Origin of the sequence: Pseudorhodoferax sp. Leaf265 (assembly GCF_001422365.1) — a bacterium.
Lineage (GTDB): Bacteria > Pseudomonadota > Gammaproteobacteria > Burkholderiales > Burkholderiaceae_C > Pseudorhodoferax.
In genome coordinates, this window is record NZ_LMMT01000040.1 from 154,772 (window position 1) to 171,361 (window position 16,590).

17 protein-coding genes are annotated in these 16,590 nt (G+C 68.5%); 12 read left to right on the top strand and 5 right to left on the bottom strand.

All coding sequences use genetic code 11. The features are described 5' to 3' along the window. Positions 1-29: 29 nt before the first annotated feature. The 4 genes from pstB to pstS form a co-directional block, all read right to left on the bottom strand. Entirely contained in the window at positions 30-815 is a 786-nt protein-coding gene (gene pstB, locus ASF45_RS32130; protein WP_056673308.1) for a phosphate ABC transporter ATP-binding protein PstB, read from the bottom strand. Between the two features lie 24 nt (positions 816-839). After that, complete coding sequence (gene pstA, locus ASF45_RS32135) at positions 840-1,706, bottom strand: phosphate ABC transporter permease PstA (RefSeq protein ID WP_056674376.1); 867 nt, start codon at positions 1,704-1,706, stop codon at positions 840-842. 38 nt (positions 1,707-1,744) lie between these two features. After that, a complete protein-coding gene (gene pstC, locus ASF45_RS32140) occupies positions 1,745-2,707 on the bottom strand; it encodes a phosphate ABC transporter permease PstC (protein WP_056673311.1) in 963 nt (320 codons plus the stop codon). A gap of 120 nt (positions 2,708-2,827) precedes the next feature. After that, positions 2,828-3,868: a phosphate ABC transporter substrate-binding protein PstS gene (gene pstS / locus ASF45_RS32145; RefSeq protein ID WP_056673314.1), complete on the bottom strand. Its 1,041-nt coding sequence runs from the start codon at positions 3,866-3,868 to the stop codon at positions 2,828-2,830. A gap of 175 nt (positions 3,869-4,043) precedes the next feature. Here pstS and ASF45_RS32150 point away from each other — a divergent pair, with 175 nt between their 5' ends. The 12 genes from ASF45_RS32150 (at position 4,044) to ASF45_RS32205 (ending at position 15,529) form a co-directional block, all read left to right on the top strand. Continuing rightward, positions 4,044-5,549, top strand: a complete 1,506-nt coding sequence (locus ASF45_RS32150) for a Ppx/GppA phosphatase family protein (protein WP_056673316.1) — start codon at positions 4,044-4,046, stop codon at positions 5,547-5,549. Between the two features lie 162 nt (positions 5,550-5,711). Continuing rightward, a complete protein-coding gene (locus ASF45_RS32155; protein ID WP_056673318.1) occupies positions 5,712-7,496 on the top strand; it encodes a nitrite/sulfite reductase in 1,785 nt (594 codons plus the stop codon). 15 nt (positions 7,497-7,511) lie between these two features. Beyond that, positions 7,512-7,931 (top strand): DUF934 domain-containing protein, encoded by a 420-nt coding sequence (locus tag ASF45_RS32160; protein ID WP_056673321.1) that lies wholly within the window; start codon positions 7,512-7,514, stop codon positions 7,929-7,931. A gap of 19 nt (positions 7,932-7,950) precedes the next feature. After that, a complete protein-coding gene (locus ASF45_RS32165; protein WP_056673323.1) occupies positions 7,951-8,574 on the top strand; it encodes a phosphoadenosine phosphosulfate reductase family protein in 624 nt (207 codons plus the stop codon). Positions 8,575-8,628: 54 nt separating this feature from the next. Then, complete coding sequence (gene cysD / locus ASF45_RS32170; protein WP_056673325.1) at positions 8,629-9,591, top strand: sulfate adenylyltransferase subunit CysD; 963 nt, start codon at positions 8,629-8,631, stop codon at positions 9,589-9,591. After that, complete coding sequence (locus ASF45_RS32175) at positions 9,591-10,922, top strand: sulfate adenylyltransferase subunit 1 (protein WP_056673328.1); 1,332 nt, start codon at positions 9,591-9,593, stop codon at positions 10,920-10,922. The genes cysD and ASF45_RS32175 overlap by 1 nt, the downstream gene beginning before the upstream one ends. 124 nt (positions 10,923-11,046) lie before the next feature. Further along, the gene (fdxA, locus tag ASF45_RS32180; RefSeq protein ID WP_056673330.1) at positions 11,047-11,376 is read left to right on the top strand and encodes a ferredoxin FdxA; all 330 of its coding nucleotides are present in this window, start codon (positions 11,047-11,049) and stop codon (positions 11,374-11,376) included. Positions 11,377-11,389: 13 nt separating this feature from the next. Beyond that, positions 11,390-12,400: an NAD(P)/FAD-dependent oxidoreductase gene (locus tag ASF45_RS32185; RefSeq protein WP_056673333.1), complete on the top strand. Its 1,011-nt coding sequence runs from the start codon at positions 11,390-11,392 to the stop codon at positions 12,398-12,400. Positions 12,401-12,445: 45 nt separating this feature from the next. After that, entirely contained in the window at positions 12,446-13,507 is a 1,062-nt protein-coding gene (locus ASF45_RS32190) for a cyclopropane-fatty-acyl-phospholipid synthase family protein (protein ID WP_056673336.1), read from the top strand. A 34-nt stretch (positions 13,508-13,541) separates the two neighbouring features. Beyond that, a complete protein-coding gene (locus ASF45_RS32195) occupies positions 13,542-14,114 on the top strand; it encodes a DUF2878 domain-containing protein (RefSeq protein ID WP_056673339.1) in 573 nt (190 codons plus the stop codon). Further along, complete coding sequence (locus ASF45_RS32200) at positions 14,107-14,907, top strand: DUF1295 domain-containing protein (RefSeq protein WP_056673342.1); 801 nt, start codon at positions 14,107-14,109, stop codon at positions 14,905-14,907. Before ASF45_RS32195 ends, ASF45_RS32200 begins: the two co-directional genes overlap by 8 nt. Then, entirely contained in the window at positions 14,897-15,529 is a 633-nt protein-coding gene (locus tag ASF45_RS32205) for a DUF6134 family protein (RefSeq protein WP_056673343.1), read from the top strand. Before ASF45_RS32200 ends, ASF45_RS32205 begins: the two co-directional genes overlap by 11 nt. Positions 15,530-15,618: 89 nt before the next feature. On the opposite strand, the gene ASF45_RS32210 is transcribed toward ASF45_RS32205, so the two are convergent. After that, the gene (locus ASF45_RS32210; protein WP_056673346.1) at positions 15,619-16,542 is read right to left on the bottom strand and encodes a LysR family transcriptional regulator; all 924 of its coding nucleotides are present in this window, start codon (positions 16,540-16,542) and stop codon (positions 15,619-15,621) included. Positions 16,543-16,590 lie beyond the last annotated feature (48 nt).

A 16,590-nucleotide genomic window follows, 5' to 3' on the forward strand; every position in this document is an offset into this window, starting at 1 on the left:
TGTGTTCCCTCTTGGACCGATGATCCGGATCAGCCGAAGCGGCCGGTGATGTAGTCCTCGGTCTCCTTGCGCTTGGGCTTGAAGAACAGCTGCTCGGTGGCGCCGAACTCCATCAGGTCGCCCAGGTACATGTAGGCCGTGTAGTCGCTGCAGCGGGCGGCCTGCTGCATGTTGTGGGTCACGATCACCACCGTGTATTCGGTCTTCAGCTCGGTGATCAGTTCCTCGATCTTGGAGGTGGAGATCGGGTCCAGCGCCGAGCACGGCTCGTCCAGCAGCAGCACCTCGGGCTTGATGGCGATGCCGCGGGCGATGCACAGGCGCTGCTGCTGGCCGCCGGACAGGCCGGAGCCGCTCTGGTTCAGCTTGTCCTTGACCTCGGTCCACAGCGCGGCCTTGCGCAGTGCCCATTCCACGCGCTCTTCCATGTCGGTAGCCGAGAGGTTCTCGAACAGCTTCACGCCGAAGGCGATGTTGTCGAAGATCGACATCGGGAACGGCGTGGGCTTTTGGAACACCATGCCGACCTTGGCGCGCACCAGGGCCACGTCCTGCTTGCTTTCCAGCAGGTTCTCGCCGTCCAGGATGATCTGGCCTTCGGCGCGCTGCTCGGGGTAGAGCTCGAACATGCGGTTGAAGGTGCGCAGCAGCGTGGACTTGCCGCAGCCGGAGGGGCCGATGAAGGCGGTGACCTTCTTCTCGGGAATCTCCAGGTTGATGCCCTTGAGGGCGTGGAACTTGCCGTAGTAGAAGTTCAGGTCCTTGACGGCGATCTTGGCGCGTTCGGTCACCGGGGTGGCGATGCTTGCGGGCATATCGGTTCTCTCTTGGAATTCGGTTTACTGCTTGGAGCGCGTCAGCACGCGGGCCAGGATGTTCAGGCCCAGCACGGCGACCGTGATCAGGAACACGCCGGCCCAGGCCAGCTGCTGCCAGTTCTCGTACGGGCTCATCGCGAACTTGAAGATCGTGACCGGCAGGCTGGCCATGGGTTCGCCCATGCTGGAGGTCCAGAACTGGTTGTTCAGCGCGGTGAACAGCAGCGGCGCGGTTTCGCCGGCGATGCGGGCCACGGCCAGCAACACACCGGTCACGACGCCGGCGCGGGCGGCGCGCAGCGTGATGGCCATGATCACCTTCCACTTGGGCGTGCCCAGGGCGTAGGCGGCTTCGCGCAGGCCGGGTGGCACCAGCTGCAGCATGTTCTCAGTGGTGCGGATCACCACGGGGATCACGATCAGCGCCAGCGCGATGGAGCCGGCGATGCCCGAGAACGAGCGCATCTGCGTCACGATCACGGCGTACACGAACAGGCCGATCACGATGGACGGGGCCGACAGCAGGATGTCGTTGACGAAGCGCGTCACCGAGGCCAGCCAGCCCTTGGGTTCGTACTCGGCCAGGTAGATGCCCGCCAGGATGCCGATGGGCGTGCCCACGCAGGTGGCGACCAGCACCATCAGGAAAGAGCCGTACAGCGCGTTCGCAATGCCGCCGACTTCGTTCGGCGGCGGGGTCATCTCGGTGAACGTGGCCAACGCCAGGCCACCGACACCCAGGCGGATGGTTTCCCAGAGGATCCAGACCAGCCAGAACACGCCGAAGGCCATGGCCCCCAGCGACAGGAACAGCGCGATCTGGTTGACCCGCTTGCGGCTGGCGTACTTGGCGGCCTTGCCGGCCTCGTAGGCGGCCTTGTTGACCAGGGTCTGGCTGGTGGTGGGCGTGGGATTGGGGGTGGCGCTCACGACTTGGCTCCTTCGCTCTTGCGCAGGCGGGCCAGCAGCAGCTTGGAGCAGGACAGCACAACGAAGGTGATGAAGAACAGGACCAGGCCGAGGTACATCAGTGCCGCCTGGTGCAGGCCGGCGCCGGCTTCGGCGAATTCGTTGGCCAGGGCCGAGGTGATGGAGTTGGCGGCCTGGAACAGGCTCAGCGAATCGAGCTGGTTCATGTTGCCGATCACGAACGTGACGGCCATGGTCTCGCCCAGCGCGCGGCCCAGGCCGAGCATGATGCCGCCGATGACGCCGGCCTTGGTGTAGGGCAGCACCACCTTGGACATGACTTCCCAGGTGGTGGCACCCAGGCCGTAGGCCGATTCCTTGAGCAGCGGCGGCGTCACTTCGAACACGTCGCGCATCACCGAGGCGATGAACGGGATGATCATGATGGCCAGGATGATGCCGGCCGACAGGATGCCGATGCCCACCGGGGGGCCGGAGACCAGCGCGCCCAGGTAGGGCACGCCGTTCAGAAGACTTTGCAGCGGTTGCTGCACGTAGGTCGACAGGATGGGACCGAACACCAGCAGGCCCCACATGCCGTAGACGATGGACGGCACCGCCGCCAGCAGCTCGATGGCCGTGCCCAATGGGCGCTTGAGCCAGGCTGGCGACAGTTCGGTCAGGAACAACGCGATGCCGAAGCTGACGGGCACGGCGATCAGCAGCGCGATGACCGAGGTCATCAGCGTGCCGTAGATCATGACCAGGCCGCCGAACTCTTCCTGCACCGGATCCCAGGTGGTGCTGGTCAGGAACGACAGGCCGTACTTGGAGATGGCCGGCCAGGCGCCCTGGATCAGCGACAGCAGGATGCCGATCAGCAGCAGCAGCGTGAGCCAGGCCGCGCCTTTGGCGGCCAGGCCGAACAGCCTGTCTGCCATGGGACCACTGCGGGCCTTCTTGGGGGGAGGTGTTGTCATCGCGCGTTCGCCCCCTTTGCCGACACCCTTGCCGGACAGATCGAAAGGGGCGCCGTTCGCTGGAAGTGTAGAAGACACGTCAGTGGCTCGGCTGGGTCAGGTCGGAGGACTGGTGGTCGATCAGTTCGCAGCCAGCGCGACCGGCTTGCCGGACGCGTCGACGATCTGACCCCAGGACTTCTCGATCACGCTCTTGACGGCGGCCGGCATCGGCACGTAGTCCAGGTCGTTGGAGGTCTTGTCGCCTTCCTTGTAGGCCCACGAGAAGAACTTCAGGGCGGAAGCGGCCACGGCCGGCTTGTCCTGCTTCTTGTGCATCAGGATGAAGGTCGCGCCGGTGATGGGCCAGGCACCGTCGCCGTTCTGGTTCGTCAGGATCTGGTAGAAGCTCTTGTCCCACTGGGCGCCAGCGGCAGCGGCCTTGAAGGCATCGTCATCCGGGTGCGGGAACTTGCCCGATGCGTTCTGCAACAGGGCGTAGGTCATCTTGTTCTGCTTGACGTAGGCGTACTCGACGTAACCGATCGAGTTGGGCAGGCGACCGACGAACGCGGCCACGCCTTCGTTGCCCTTGCCACCCGCACCGGTGGGCCAGTTCACGGCCGTGCCTTCACCGACCTTGTCCTTCCACTCGGCGTTGACCTTGGACAGGTAGTTGGTGAACAGGAAGCTGGTGCCCGAACCGTCGGCGCGGCGCACCGGGGCGATCGCAGCGTCGGGCAGCTTCACGCCGGCGTTCAGCGCGACGATGGCGGGGTCGTTCCACTTGGTGATCTTGCCCAGGTAGATGTCGCCCAGCACCTGGCCGTTCAGCTTCAGCTCGCCGGCCTTGATGCCCTGGATGTTGACCACGGGGATCACGCCGCCGATCACGGTGGGGAACTGCATCAGGCCCTTGGCCTCCAGGTCGGCATCCTTCAGGGGGGCGTCGGAAGCGCCGAAGTCCACCGTCTTGGCTTCGATCTGCTTGAGGCCAGCGCCGGAGCCGACGGACTGGTAGTTCACCTTGGTGCCGGTGGCCTTGTGGTAGTCGGAAGCCCACTTGGCGTACAGGGGAGCGGGGAAGCTGGCGCCGGCGCCGGTCACGTCCTGGGCCGAAGCGAAGCCCGAAAGGACCAGGCCCAGCAGGCCGATGGTGGAGAAACGGGTCGTGGTTTGCATGAGAACCTCTTTCGAGTGCTGACGGTTGGGAACCAGGGAGCAGGATTGCCACCCTCGATGGCCGTGAATTTAAGAAGCTTGTGTGACAGCAACATGACACGAAAACGGTATGCAAACTTTTGCAACAGCGCGCAGCGTTGCACTGCAGCATCGGTGCTAGCATCCCGCCCCAGCCATGCAGAACGGAACCCTTCTCGCCGCCCTCGACCTGGGCTCCAACAGCTTTCGGCTGGAGATCGGCCGTCTGGACCATGGCCAGATCCGACGCACTGAATACCTCAAGGAGGTCGTGCGCCAGGGCAACGGCCTGGACGAAGCCCGCAACCTCAGCGAAGACGCGATGCAGCGCGGGCTGGATTGCCTGGCCCGGTTCGCCGAACGCCTGGCCGGCTTCCAGAAGCACCAGGTGCGCGCCGTCGCCACGCAGACGCTGCGCGAAGCGCGCAACCGCGACGATTTCCTGCGCCGCGGCCACGCCATCCTGGGCTTCCCGATCGACGTGATCCCGGGCCGCGAAGAAGCCCGGCTGATCTACCAGGGCGTCTCGCGCCTGCTGCCGCAGTCCGAGGAACGCCGCCTGGTGGTGGACATCGGCGGCCGTTCGACCGAGATGATCCTGGGCCAGGGCTTCGAGGCCCGGGTCATGGAATCCTTCCGCGTGGGCAGCGTGGCCTGGTCCATGCGCTATTTCCCCAGGGGCGAATTCACGGCCGACGCCTTCCGCATGGCCCAGATCGCCGCCGAGGCGGTGCTGGACGAAGCCCTGGCCGCCTATGGTGCCGGGCAGTGGGACACGGCCTACGGCGCCTCCGGCACGGTCGGCGCGGTGGCCGACATGCTGGCCGCGGCCGGCGGCCCGCCCGGCCTGATCCCGCGCGCCGGCCTGGAATGGCTGCGCGAACGCCTGCTCAAGGCCCGCTCGGTCGACAAGCTGCAGCTCGAGGGCATGAAGGACGACCGCAAGCTCGTGATCGGCGGCGGCCTGTCGGTGTTGCTGGCCATCTTCGACCTGCTGGGCATCAGCGAGATGCACGCGGCCGACGGCGCGCTGCGTCACGGTGTGCTTTACGACCTCATGGAACGCGACGGCGCCGACAGTGACGTGCGCTCGGCCTCGGTGCGCCGGCTGGCGCGCAAGTTCGACACCGACCAGGCCCAGGCCCAGCGCGTGGGCAGCGTGGCCAACCAGTTCTTCGCGCAGCTGCAGGCCGGCGGCGAGCAGACGGCCGAGGAAATCGATCGCATGCAGCGCAAGCTGTCCTGGGCCGCGCAGCTGCACGAGATCGGCTTTCTGATCTCGCACAGCAGCTACCACCGCCACGGCGCCTACGTGCTCGACAACGCCGATGCGCCGGGCTTCGCCATGCCCGAGCTGCACCGGCTCAGCCAGCTGGTGCTGGGCCACCGCGGCAAGCTCAGGAAGCTGGAGGCCGACCTGGCGGACCCGGCCCTGGCCCAGCAGCTGCTGGCCTTGCGGCTGGCCGTGATCCTGTGCCATGCCCGGCGCGATCCCGACATCGACGGTCTCAAGCTCTCGGCCGGCAAGGGCCGCCAGGCCTCGCGCACGCTGAGTTGCCGCGCCGGCTGGACCGAGGCCTTCCCGCAGTCCGCGCACCTGCTGCGCGAGGAAGCCCAGGCCTGGTCCAAGACCCCGTGGCCGCTGGCCCTCAGCGGTTTTTAACGGCTCTTAGCCGCCCCTGGCGCTTTGCTTATAACCAAGCACACATAGCGCCAGAACAAATAAGTAGTTTGGATCTAAGGACTCATTCCTTAGAGTACGCGGGTTTCCACTGAGTCTTGACCCCGCCGGCCCTGCGCGGCCACCGCCTTCTCAAGCACCACGATGTACAAATACACAGATTTCGACCGCGAGTTCGTCCAGCTGCGTGCTGCCCAGTACCGTGACCAGCTCGAGCGCTGGCAAAAGGGCGAGCTGGCGGAAGACGAATTCCGCCCGCTGCGCCTGCAGAACGGCTGGTATGTGCAGCGCTTCGCGCCCATGCTGCGCGTCGCCGTGCCCTATGGCGAGCTGCAGTCCGCCCAGCTGCGCGTGCTGGCGAAGATCGCCCGCGAGTACGACGACCGCGGCGCGCACGACCTGGCCAAGGCCAACGCCGGCCTGTCGGACCTGACCAGCCTGCCCGACCACGTGGCGCACTTCACCACGCGCCAGAACGTCCAGTACAACTGGATTCCGCTGGACAAGAGCGCCGACGTGATGGATCTCTTGGCCAGCGTGAACATGCACGGCATCCAGACCAGCGGCAACTGCATCCGCAACATCACGAGCGACGAGCGCGCCGGCATCGCGGTGGACGAGATCGTCGACCCGCGCCCCTTCGCCGAGATCCTGCGCCACTGGAGCACGCTGCACCCCGAGTTCGCGTTCCTGCCGCGCAAGTTCAAGATCGCCATCAGCGGTGCCACCGACGACCGCGCCGCCACCTTCTGGCACGACGTGGGCCTGCATGTGGTGCGCAACGCCGCCGGCGAGGTGGGTTTCCGCGTGCTGGTCGGCGGCGGCATGGGGCGCACGCCGGTGGTGGGCACGGTGATCCGCGAGTTCCTGCCCTGGAACCAGATCATCAACTACCTGGAAGCCGTGGTCCGCGTCTACAACCGCTGGGGCCGGCGCGACAACATCTACAAGGCGCGCATCAAGATCCTCGTGAAGGCCGAAGGCCAGCGCTACATCGACGAGGTCGAAGAGGAATACGCCGCCATCCTGGCGCACGACGGCGCGGCCCACACCATCACCCAGGCCGAACTGGACCGCGTGTCGGCCTCCTTCCACGCGCCCGCCCGGCCGGCCGCCGCCAAGGTCGACACCGCGCTGCGCGCCGCCGCGCAGCTCGACGCCCAGAGCGACGTGGACTACGCGCGCTGGTTGCAGCAGAACGTGGCTCCGCACAAGAACCCCGAGCTGCGCATCGTCACGCTGTCGTTCAAGCGCGTGGGCTTCGCACCGGGCGACGCCACGGCCGACCAGCTCGACCGCGCGGCCGACCTCGCCGACCGCTTCAGCGTCGGCGAAGTGCGCGTCACCCACGACCAGAACCTGGTGCTGCCTTGGGTGCGCGCCGAAGAACTGCCCGTGCTTTGGCAAGAGGCCCGCAAGCTGGGCTTGGCCAAATCCAACGTGCGCCTGCTGACCGACATGATCGCCTGCCCCGGCGGCGACTTCTGCGCGCTGGCCAATGCCCGCTCGCTGCCGATCGCGCACGCCATCACGGCGCGCTACCAGGACATGGACGAGCTGCACGACCTGGGTGAGATCGACCTGCACATGAGCGGCTGCATCAACTCCTGCGGCCACCACCACACCGGCCACATCGGCATCCTGGGCGTCGACAAGGACGGCCAGGAGTGGTACCAGATCACGCTGGCCGGCTCGGACGGCTCCGACCTGTCGGGCGCGCCAGCGGCCGGCAAGGTGGTCGGCCCGTCCTTCGCGGCGGCCGAGGTGCCCGAGGTCATCGAGGCCCTGCTGGACACCTACCGCGCCCAGCGCAGCAGCGGCGAGACCTTCATCTCCACGCTGCGCCGCGTCGGCCACGATCCGTTCAAGGCCGCGGCCAATGCCGCCCGCGTCAGCACGGCGCGCAAGCCCGAAGCCCAGACCGCCTGAAGAAAAGCCGCCACGATGAACATCCTGACTTTCGAAGCCCACCAGGCCCCGGCCGAAGGCGACGCCAGCACGCTGGTGGTCGACAACACGGTCGACCCGCGCAGCATCGCGCTGGACGGCGTGCAGCGCATCGACCTCCACTTCCCCAAGTTCACCGACGGCCGCGCCTACAGCCAGGCCTACCTGCTGCGCCGCCGCCTGGGTTTCACGGGCGAGATCCGCGCCACCGGCGACGTGCTGATCGACCAGCTGGTGCAGATGGCCCGCTCGGGCTTCACGACGGCCGTGCTGCGCGAAGGCCTGAAGGCCGACGCCGCCCAGCGGCAGTTCGACCGTTTCAAGGGCTTCTACCAGGGCGATGCTGCGCATCCCGCGCCGCACTTCGCCGAGGCCGGCAACGCAGAGGCCGACGTCGAGCGCCAGGTCGCCGCCTGAGCACCCCGAGGAATCAGCCATGTCCAACATCGACCTCGCCCGCATCAACACCGACCTCGGCCGCAACGCGCCCGCGCTGGTGGATTGGGCCCTCGGCCTGCACCAGCCGGCCATCGTCACCACCAACTTCCGCCCGTTCGAAGCGGTCATCCTGCACCTGGTGACGCAAGTGAAGCCGGATGTGCCGGTGGTCTGGATGGACAACGGTTACAACACCGAGGCCACCTACCGCTTCGTCGACGAAGTCACCCAGCGCCTGAAGCTGAACCTGCACGTCTACCTGCCGCGCCGCTCGCGTGCGCACCGCGAAGCCGTGGAAGGCGCCACGCCTGCGCTGGACGACCCGCGGCACCAAGCCTTCACCGAGGAAGTGAAGCTGGAGCCCTTCACCCGCGCGCTGCGCGAGATGGCGCCCAAGGTCTGGTTCACCGCCTTGCGCGCCACCGACACCGCCGTGCGTGCCCAGATGGAGCCGGTGAGCCTCAACCCTGACGGCCTGATCAAGGTCGCGCCCTTGCTGCACTGGTCGTCCAAGGAACTGCACGACTACTGCAAGGCCCACGACCTGCCCAACAACTTCGACTATGTGGACCCCACCAAGGGTGAAGACAACCGCGAATGCGGCCTGCACCTGAGCCACTGAAGCCCACCTGAACCGATCAGGCCCCTCCTGGCGCACCGAACAACCGATCCAACCATGAACGCCCGCACCCAATTCGAAGAACAAGTCGACGTGCTGCACCCGCCCGTTGCCCATGCGCCGCTGGCCGATGCCCAGCTCGACGCACTGGAAGAAGAAGCCATCTTCATCCTGCGCGAGGTGGCGGCCGCGTTCGAGCGCCCGACCCTGCTGTTCTCGGGCGGCAAGGATTCGCTGGTGCTGCTCAAGTGCGCGGAGAAGGCCTTCGGCGCAGGCCGCATCCCCTACCCGCTGCTGATGATCGACACCGGCCACAACTTCCATGAAGTGACCGATTTCCGCGATCTGCGCGCCAAGGAACTGGGCGCCGAGCTGATCGTGCGCAGCGTGGAAGACTCCATGGCCCGCGGCACGGTGCGCCTGGCGCATCCGGGCGAATCGCGCAACGTGCACCAGTCGGTCACGCTGCTCGAAGCCATCGACGAATTCCGCTTCGACGCGCTGATCGGCGGCGCCCGGCGCGACGAGGAGAAGGCCCGCGCCAAGGAGCGCATCTTCTCGCACCGCGACAGTTTCGGCCAATGGCAGCCCAAGGCCCAGCGCCCCGAACTGTGGACGCTGTTCAACACCCGGCTGCAACCCGGCGAGCACTTCCGCGTGTTCCCGATCTCCAACTGGACCGAGCGCGACGTCTGGCAGTACATCGCCCGCGAGAACATCGCCCTGCCCTCGCTCTACTACAGCCACGAGCGCACGGTGGTGGAGCGCCGCGGCCTGCTGGTGCCCGTGACCGAACTCACGCCGTTGAAAGATGGCGAGGTGGCCGAGCGCCGCCAGGTGCGTTTCCGCACCGTGGGCGACATCACCTGCACCTGCCCGGTCGAAAGCCTGGCCAGTACGCCCGACGAGATCGTGGTGGAGACGCTGCTGTCCGACGTCAGCGAGCGCGGCGCCACGCGCATGGACGACAAGACCTCCGAAGCCTCGATGGAAAAGCGCAAGAAGGACGGTTACTTCTGATGACTGCCACTCTGGAACACCCTGTGACGACCGCCGCCAACGACGCCGCGCCCACTGCCGCGCTCAAGTTCATCACCTGCGGCTCCGTCGACGACGGCAAAAGCACGCTGATCGGCCGCCTGCTGGTGGACAGCAAGGCCGTGCTCTCCGACCAGCTGGCCGGCGTGCAACGCCAGGGCCAGGACGGCCGCGAGACCGACCTCGCGCTGCTGACCGACGGTCTGTCGGCCGAGCGTGAGCAAGGCATCACGATCGACGTGGCCTACCGCTACTTCTCGACCACGCGGCGCAAGTTCATCATCGGCGACACGCCGGGCCATGAGCAGTACACGCGCAACATGGTCACGGCCGCGTCGAGCGCCGACACGGCCGTGCTGCTGGTCGACGCGACCAAGCTGGCCTGGCAGGACGAGAGCTTCCCGCTGCTGGCGCAGACGCGCCGCCATGCCCTCTTGGTGCAGCTGCTGCGCGTGCCGGCCATCGTGTTCGCCGTGAACAAGCTCGACGCCGTGGCCGATCCCAAGCTGGCCTACACCCGCATCGAGGCCGCGCTGCGCGGCTTCGCGCAGGAAGCTGGCATTGCGGTGGAGGCCATCGTGCCCGTCTCTGCGCTCAAGGGCTGGAACGTGGTCGATGCCGCGCCGGATGCCAACTGGTGCGGTTACCACGGCCCGAGCCTGCTGCGCATCCTCGAAGGCCTGTCGAACACGCCACCGGAGACCGGCCTGCCGCTGGCCTTCCCGGTGCAATGGGTCGAGAAGTTCTCGTCCTCGTCCGACACGACCCAGGGCCGCCGCGTGTTCTGGGGCCGTGTCGCCACCGGCGAAGCCACCGTCGGCCAGCGCGTGCGCGTGCTGCCCAGCGGCCAGAGCGCCGTGGTGGCGCGCGTGCTGAGCCACGTGCGTGAAGAGCAGGACGTGGCCGCAGGCCACAGCGCCGGCATCGTGCTGGACCGCGAGGTCGATGTCTCGCGTGGCGACTGGCTGCTGGCCGAGGCCGAGGACGGCACGGCCCTGCAGGGCGCGCGCGAGATCTCCGCCACCGTCGCCTGGATGGACGACGAGCCGCTGGTGCCCGGCCGCGCCTACTGGGCGCTGCACGGCCACCGCTGGGTCAAGGCCAAGGTGCGCCGCATCGTGCACAAGCTCGACATCCACACGCTGGCCGAGCAGGACGCTGCGCAACTGGAGGCCAACGCCATCGGCGAGGTCGAGCTGGTGCTGCAGGACAGCATCGCCACGCGGCCCTACGCCGCCTCGCGCACGCTGGGTGCGCTGGTGCTGGTCGACCAGGCCTCGCACAAGACCGCCGCCGCCGTGCTGGTGCGCTGAACGCGCACCGCTTGTGCCCACCTCACCCATGCCAGCCACAGGGCTGCGCACAGGGTGTGGTGCAAATGTCCCTAAAATCCCGGGTTTTCCCCAGCGGCCCTGCCCGCCCGCACCCACCAACACCATGACCCACGTCGTCTCCGAAAACTGTATCCGCTGCAAATACACCGACTGCGTCGATGTGTGTCCCGTGGACTGCTTCCGCGAAGGCCCGAACATGCTGGTGATCGACCCGGACGAGTGCATCGACTGCGCGGTCTGCATCCCCGAGTGCCCGGCCAATGCCATCTTCGCCGAGGAAGACCTGCCCGCGGACCAACTGGCTTTCATCAAACTCAATGCCGAGCTGGCGCTGGCCGATGGCTGGAAGAGCATCACCAAGCGCAAGGCGCCGCTGGCCGATGCCGACGAGTGGAAAGACAAGCCGAACAAGATCGCCGAACTGGTGAAGTGACGGCCCGGCGCGCGTGATCGACACCGACGCGCTCATCCTCGGCGCCGGCCCCGCCGGCCTGTTCCAGGCCTTCCAGCTGGGCCTGCAGGAGATCCGGGCCCACATCGTCGACGTGCTGCCCTACGTGGGCGGCCAGTGCGCCGCGCTGTACGCCGACAAGCCCATCTACGACATTCCGGGTGTGCCGGTGTGCAAGGGGCGCGAGCTCGTCGCCTCGCTGCAGCAGCAGGTCGCGCCGTTCGCGCCGCAGCTGCATCTGGGGCAGGAAGTCACGGCGTTCAGCACCCTGCCCGATGGCCGGCTGCAGCTGCGTACCAGTGCCGGCACGCAGTTCACAGCGCGTGCGCTGTTCATCGCGGCAGGCATCGGCGCCTTCCAGCCGCGGCGCCTGCGCATCGAGGGCATCGAAGCCTTCGAGGGTGGTGCGCTGCACTACCACGCACCCGACGCAGCGGCCGTGGCCGGCCGCCACCTCGTGGTCGCGGGCGGTGGCGAGGAAGCTGTGGCGAGCGCCCTGGCCTTCGCGCAGGCCGCCCCTGCCTCGCTGACCCTGCTGCACCGGCGCGACGTCTTCGAGGCCGAGCCGGCCCAACTGGCCGAGCTACAGCGGCTGCGCGCGTCCGGCCGCATCCAGGTCGTGACGGGCCAGCCGACGGCTTTCACGGCTGGCCTCGCAGCGCTGGTGCTGAGCCATGCCGAGGGTGCAGACACGCATCTGCCGCTGGAGCTGCTGCTGGTCCAGCAAGGCCTGTCGCCACGACTCGGCGCTATCGCCGACTGGGGCCTGGCCATGGAGCGCAAGCAGCTGGCGGTCGACCCTGCCAGCTGCGCGACCAGCCTGCCGGGCGTCTATGCCGTGGGCGACATCAACCACTACCCGGGCAAGAAGAAGCTGATCCTGTGCGGCTTCCACGAGGCCACACTGGCGGCTTACCACGCGGCGGAGCGATTGGTCAGCGGGCGCAAGGTGGTCGTGGAGTACACGACCACCTCGACGCGGCTGCACGGCCTGCTGGGCACTTGAATCCACCCGTGTGATCCGCCGGCCGTCCTGCTGCGTACCAGCGACATGACGCGCAACCCCGACGTTTCCTCCGCCATCGCCCTGCGCTGGGCCGAGCAGGGCCGGCTGCCCGACCGCGTGGTGCGCAGCGGCATCCGGCATCTGCTGCGCCAGCGCCTCGCGGAACTGCACAGCGGCGATGCCGAGGCCGGCGCCCGGATCACGCAGGAGTTCTTCGCGCAGATGCGCGCCGCCGAACTGGCGCCGCTGTCCGAGAAGGCCAACGAACAGCACTACGAGGTGCCGGCCGCCTTCTTCGCCCAGGTGCTGGGCCCGCACCGCAAGTACAGCAGCTGCCATTGGCCACCCGGCGTGGACACGCTCGCCGAAGCCGAGGCCGCCGCCCTCGCCAGCACCTGCGACCGCGCCGGGCTGCAGGACGGCCAGCGCGTGCTGGAGCTGGGCTGTGGCTGGGGCTCGCTCTCGCTCTGGATGGCCGAGCGCTACCCGAACAGCTGGATCACCGCGCTGTCGAATTCACAGTCGCAGCGCGCGTACATCGAGGCCCAGGCCCTGGCGCGCGGCCTGTGCAACCTGCGCGTGCTGACCCGCGACATCAACCGCTTCGACACCGACGAGCGCTTCGACCGCGTGGTCTCGGTCGAGATGTTCGAGCACCTGCGCAACTGGCCGCGCGCGTTCGCCCAGGTGGCGCGCTGGCTCCAGCCCGGCGGCCGGTTCTTCATGCACGTGTTCGCCCACCGCGAGGCACCTTACGCCTTCGAGGTGCGTGACGAGAGCGACTGGATGGGCCGCCATTTCTTTTCCGGCGGCATGATGCCCAGCGACGACCTGGCCCTGCAGTGCCAGGACGATCTGCGGCTGCTGCAGCGCTGGCGGTGGGACGGCCGCCACTACCAGCGCACGGCTGCCGCCTGGCTGGCCAACATGGACGCCGGCCAGGCCACGCTGATGCCGCTGCTGGCCGCCACCTATGGCGCGGACCAGGCCGGCATCTGGTGGCAGCGCTGGCGCCTGTTCTTCATGGCCGTGGAAGAACTGTTCGGCCATGCCGACGGGCAGCAGTGGTGGGTCAGCCACTACCTGTTCGAGCGCCGCCCGGGCTGACTGGTTCCTGATGGCAAGCTGCTGGCCACAACCCATGTCCGCGGCCTTGCCCGCTGGCGCCAGGCCCACGCGTGCGATGCAGCTGGCGAACTTCACCGTGTCCCAGGCGGCCTGGTTCGCCGCCGTGCTGGGAGCCGCCCACCACCAGCCTCTGCCTGGCACGCTGTGCGTTCTGGCGGCCATCGGCTGGCACGTGGCGGTGTCGGCGCGCCCAGCCCGCGAAGCTGGCTTGGTGCTCTGGGCCTGCCTGGTGGGCGCGGTGGCCGAGACAGGGATCGTGCTGCAAGGCCACGTGGTCTACCCCTCGGGCCAGCCGTTCGCGCAACTGCCGCCCTACTGGATGGTGGCCCTGTGGGGCCTGCTGGCCATCGCGCTGAACGTCACGATGCGCTGGCTGCGCGGGCGCCTGTGGCTCGCGGCCGGGTTGGGGGCCGTGGTCGGGCCCATGGCGTTCTCCGCCGGCGTGCGCCTGGGCGGTGCGCAGTTCCTGCAGCCCGGTGCCGCACTGGCCACGCTGGCGCTGGTGTGGGCGGCGGCGCTGCCACTGCTGGTGTGGCTGTCGGTGCGCCTCGATGGCGTGGCCGAACCAGAGCCGTCGCATGCATGAGGCCACGCCGCTATGGGCCACGGCGCTCGCCGGCCTCGCCTTCACGCTGGCGGGCGCCGTGCTGGCCTGGCTGGCCAGCGTGGTGCGCCGCGATGTGAGCCTGGTCGACCGCTTCTGGGCACCGCTGATCGTGGGCGCGGGTTGGGTCTACTGGGCACTGCTGCCGGCGCCATCCGAGCGCGGACTGGCCATGCTGCTGCTGGCCAGCTTATGGGCGCTGCGGCTGGCGGCGTTCATCACCTGGCGCAACTGGGGCCATGGCGAAGACCGGCGCTACCAGGCCATCCGTGCGCGCAACCAGCCGGGCTTCGCGTTCAAGAGCCTGTACCTGGTGTTCGCGCTGCAGGCCGTGCTGGCCTGGTGGGTGTCGGCGCCGTTGCTGGCCGGGATGGTGGCTGGCAAACCGCTGCATGGGCTCGACGCGCCGGGCCTGCTGCTGGCCGCGTTCGGACTCGTCTTCGAGGCTGTGGCCGACCTGCAGCTGGCGCGCTTCAAGGCCACGGCCACACACCACGGCCGCGTGATGGACCAAGGCCTGTGGCGCTATTCGCGCCACCCGAACTACTTCGGCGAGTTCTGTGTGTGGTGGGGCCTGTGGCTCACGGCGCTGGCCGGTGGTGGGGCCGCGGCCTGGAGCATCGTGGCGCCGCTGCTGATGACGGTGTTGCTGCTGAGGGTGTCCGGCGTGCGCCTGCTGGAGCAGGACATCGCCGCGCGCCGACCGGCGTACCGCGACTACGTCGCACGCACCAACGCGTTCTTTCCCGGGCCGGTGCGCTCCCATGCGGACTGACCGCAAGCGCCTGGCCTGCCTGGCCGCCCTGTCGCTGGCCGCCGTGCCGGGCCTGAGCCGGACGCTGGAATTCGAGGTCACGCTGGACGACAAGCCCATCGGCGCGCACCGCTTCACGCTCGGCGGCACAGCGCAGGCGCGCACCGTGCGCAGCGAGGCCGCCTTCGCCGTCAAGCTGCTCGGGCTGACGGTTTACCGCTACCGCCACGAGGCCAGCGAGCAATGGCGCGGCGACTGCCTGGCAGGCCTGCAGGCCGAGACCGACGACGACGGCAAGACCGGCAAGGTGGTGGCCCAGTCTGCCGGCGCAGCGCTGGAGGTCGCCGGCCCCGCCGGCGTGCTGCAGTTGCCGGCATGCGTGATGAGCTTTGCCTACTGGCACCCGACCATGCGCACGCAGACGCAACTGCTCAACGCCCAAACCGGCCGCTACGAGGCCGTTCGCGTGCAGCGCATCGGCGGCGGCACGGTCGCGGTGCGCGGCCAGCCGCAGGCGGCCGAGCGCTGGCGCATCGAAGGACCGGAGCATCCTCTCGATGTCTGGTACACGCCCGCCGGCGACTGGGTCGGGCTGGACTCCACCGTGGCCGGTGGCCGCCAGCTGCGTTACCGGCTGCGCTGAAGGCCTGTCGCCCCACGCTTCCCGATGTGCGTGGCCCGCTTTCGCCCGAGGAGCGAGCGAGCCTGCCTGGGGCGGCCCGGCGCTGACGCTCAGATGTCCTCCACCAGCCGCTCGAAGCCGCGCGCGCGGAACTGCTCCAGCACGAAATCCACGAACACCCGCGTGCGCGCCGGCAGCAGCTTCTTGGCGGGGTAGTACAGCGAGATCGGCCCGGCCTCGGCCGACCAGCCCGGCAGCAGGCGCACCAGCGCCCCACTGTGCAGCCAGGGCGCGGCGAACGGCATGGGCAGCAGGGCCACGCCCAGGCCCAGCATGGCCGCCTGGCACATGGCTTCGGGGTCGTCGAACACCACGCGTGTGCGCAGCGCGGCCGCCGCCACCTCGCCGTCGGCACGGCGCAGCGTGTACTGGTAGATGCGGCCGTTCTGGCTGGAGCGGCGCACGATGCCGTCCAGCGCAGCCAGTTCGGACGGGTGGCGCGGCCCCTTCCGTCCCGACAGGTAGCCCGGTGCCGCCACCGCCACGATGTGGATGCGGCCCAGCGTGCGCGCCACCATGCCCGGCTTGAGCTCCAGCCCGCCGCCGATGCCGGCGTCGAAGCCCTCGCCGATCAGGTCCACCTGGCGGTTTTCGAAGCGCCAGTCGGGCACCACGGCCGGATAGCGCCGCAGGAACTCGTCGAGCAAGGGCACCAGGTAGGCGCGGCCGAAGGCCTGGCCCATGCTCACGCGCAGCGTGCCGGCGGGTTGACGGTCCTGCTCGGCGGCATGGCCGACCGCATCGGCCAGCGCGGCCAGCGGGCCGCCGACCTGGGCCAGCAGGCGCTCGCCGCCCTCGGTCAGGCTCAGCTGGCGCGTGCTGCGCTGGAACAGGCGCACGCCGAGCTCGGCCTCGAGCCGCGCGATGTTCTTGCTGACCGCGGCCGGCGTGAGTTCCAGCAGCCGCGCAGCGGCCGAGAAGCTGCCGCGCTCGGCGGATTTGACGAAGCAGTCCAGGTGGCTCAGGGCAGGCATACCGCTATTTTCAACCAGCGGTTGAAATTGATCTATCCCATTCATGGC